The sequence below is a fragment of the Burkholderia sp. WTPI3 genome (assembly GCF_021483755.1).
Classification (GTDB): Bacteria; Pseudomonadota; Gammaproteobacteria; order Burkholderiales; family Burkholderiaceae; genus Burkholderia.
In genome coordinates this window covers 1-2,640 of the sequence record NZ_JAGIXF010000199.1, presented here as the reverse complement: position 1 = coordinate 2,640, position 2,640 = coordinate 1, and the positions used below count along the sequence as shown (strand labels likewise).

Below are 2,640 nucleotides of genomic sequence, written 5' to 3'. Positions count from 1 at the left end.
CACACCCAGCCCGATCTGACCGACAGCCGCCAGTTGATGCACTTGAAACACTGCACCCAGAACTTCGTCGTGTTGATCTCGATGGCACTTGGAATAGACCTCGGGAAAACCCGTTTTCTCCATCCACATGTGTTCAAGATCGAAGTGGCGAATCAAATGTTTTTCCACTGCATCGAGCACAGCCAAAGCGGTGTGTGCCGTACTGTTGCGTAATGCAGTGACGACCTGAACAAACTCGCGATGTTCATCGTCCATAGGGCCATGTCTGAGCAGCAGCGCATCGCTCCATTCCAGCTTTTCGACGCTTTTGGTCGTTCGCCGTGCATGATGGTCATCGTGATTGGTCAGTTGATCGTTCATTTTTCGGTTCGTCAGTAAAAAGTGTGGGTGAGTGAAGGCCCCGGCAACCGGCCTAACGCGTGATAGAACGCGATTTCCGTGGCTCTGAATGCCCGAAATCCATATGCTTTTCTTATCTTATAGTGACTTTGGCCTTGTTGTTCAGGCCCTCCACGATCCCGCTCAAGAACGCCTTTCTCGCCTGACCTGCCCCCGGTTTTAGTCCGAACTGCAGTTAGAGTCCGAGGTTAAAAGCTGCTGCTTTGCATCGTGCGCCCGAGCGAACTGCACAGGCGTCAGATAGCCGAGTGAACTATGAGGCCGCTCGGTGTTGTACTCGATACAGCATTCCTCAATCAGCCGCTTGGCGTGGCGCATTGAGACGAACCATTGCTCGTTCAGGCATTCGTCACGGAAGCGCCCGTCGAAGCTCTCGATATAGGCATTCTCCACCGGCTTGCCAGGCCGAATGAACGACAGCGTGACACCGGCTTCGTAGGCCCATGCATCCCGCACCTTTCCCTTGCGCACGCTCAGCCCCGCCTTGCTGTACAGGCGCCAGATGCGCTTGTGGTTGGCGAAGCAGCCATCCCGTGCTGTTGATTTCCACCGAGTCTTAACCCACCGATTTCATCTAAATCTGACCCACCCCGAGACAGCGTAGTACATCTATTCCGGTGTGGATAACTCTTCGTTACCCGCTGGTTTTGCTGCTCTCTTTCTTGTCGTCTTCGCCTTGGCAGAACTGGTCCTGAAGCGCCACGATTCATTGCCCGTTTCAACGATGTGGCAGTGATGGGTGACGCGGTCCAGCAGCGCTGTCGTCATCTTTGCATCCCCGAACACGCTCGCCCACTCGCCGAAGCTGAGATTGGTCGTGATCGCGACGCTCGTGTGCTCGTAAAGCTTTGAGAGCAGATGGAACAGCAATGCACCACCGGTCTGGCTGAACGGCAGATAGCCCAGCTCATCGAGAATCACCAGATCGACGTACATCAGCTTGTGGGCGATCTGGCCTTGTTTGCCGATGGACTTCTCCTGCTCCAGGGCGTTGGTCAGCTCGACGGTCGAGAAGTAGCGCACACGCTTGCCGTGGCGCTGTACGGCTTCGATTCCGATCGCTGAGGCGAGGTGCGTCTTGCCAGTGCCCGGACCACCGATGAACACGACGTTGTGCGCGCTTTCGAGGAACGACAGCTCGCTCAGTTCGTGCACCAGCGCTTCGTCGACGTGTGCCTGCGCGAAGTCGAAGCCCTTCAGGTCGCGGTGGGCCGGGAAGCGCGCAGCGGTCATTTGATAGGCGATCGAGCGCACCTGCCGTTCGGCGGTTTCAGCCATCAACAGCTGCTTCATGAAGCGCTCCGGCTCGAAGTCAGTGTGGCGCGACTGCGCGAGCAGCTCCGGCCACGTGCTCGCCATGCCGTGCAGTTTAAGACCCTTGAGCTGGGCCGCGATATCGTTAGACATGACGATCCTCCGGTGGGTTGGCGCGCAGCGTCTCGTAACGGCTCACGTCGGCCGCGGGCTCTTCCTTGAGCTGGAGTTTCGTCGTGGCGAGGCTGCCATTCGTGACGGGCGCCTTCAGCCGGCTCAGCACGTTCAGGACGTGCTCTGCGCTGGGGCGTCCTGAATCCAGCGCAGCCTGTACGGCGAGCAGCACCGCATCGAGCCCGTGTTCGCGCACCGCAGCGAGCACCTGCGTCATGACGCGATCGCCGCCCGGGTGTTTCAGCAGATGCCGCTGCAGCAGTTGCAGCGGCTGCGGCATCGTGATGAACGGCGCGCCGTTGCGCAGTGCGCCGGGTTTGCGCTCGACCAACGTGACGTAGTGGCGCCAATCGTAGAAGGTCATGTGCCGCTCGAAGCTGCGTTCGTGGCGTGCGATCTCCTGGGCGTTGGCGACGACGCTGAGATATGCCGGATAGCAGCGCACGCTCACCAGCTGGTTCGTGTACTCGGTGGGCACGCTGTAGCGGTTGCGCTGGAAGTGAATCAGGCTGGTCGACGAGACTCGCAGGGTCTGCTCGATGTAGCCGTCAAACGGCCGTGGATTGGGCATCAGCCGGGTACGCTCGTCCTGCAGCACATCCTCGACCGTCAGCTCAGGCCACTGCGGGTGCCGCATGTGCCACGCCTCACGACACTGACCAGCGACCCATTCGTTCAGGATCTCCAGCGTTTCCCAGCGCCGTAGCGCTGCTTCGTGCCAGATCTGACGTCGCCGGTCCTGAACGTTCTTCTCGACGATGCCTTTCTCCCAGCCTGCAGCCCGGTTGCAGAACTCCGGCTCGAACAGGTAGT

Annotated in this window: 3 protein-coding genes and 1 pseudogene; all 4 read right to left on the bottom strand. The window is 59.4% G+C overall.

Features of this window, described 5'->3' with window-relative positions:
• On the bottom strand, nucleotides 1–360 hold a 360-nt coding region (locus tag J7024_RS36780; RefSeq protein ID WP_234746041.1), incomplete at its 3' end, for a hemerythrin.
• Nucleotides 361–558: 198 nt separating this feature from the next.
• Nucleotides 559–855, bottom strand: a pseudogene (locus J7024_RS36770) (integrase core domain-containing protein); the annotation flags it as partial.
• A 153-nt stretch (nucleotides 856–1,008) separates the two neighbouring features.
• Complete coding sequence (gene istB, locus J7024_RS36765) at nucleotides 1,009–1,806, bottom strand: IS21-like element helper ATPase IstB (protein ID WP_175787265.1); 798 nt, start codon at nucleotides 1,804–1,806, stop codon at nucleotides 1,009–1,011.
• Nucleotides 1,799–2,640, bottom strand: an 842-nt coding sequence (locus tag J7024_RS36760) for a Mu transposase domain-containing protein (RefSeq protein ID WP_442861917.1), incomplete at its 5' end; no start/stop codon positions are given. The genes istB and J7024_RS36760, both read right to left, overlap by 8 nt.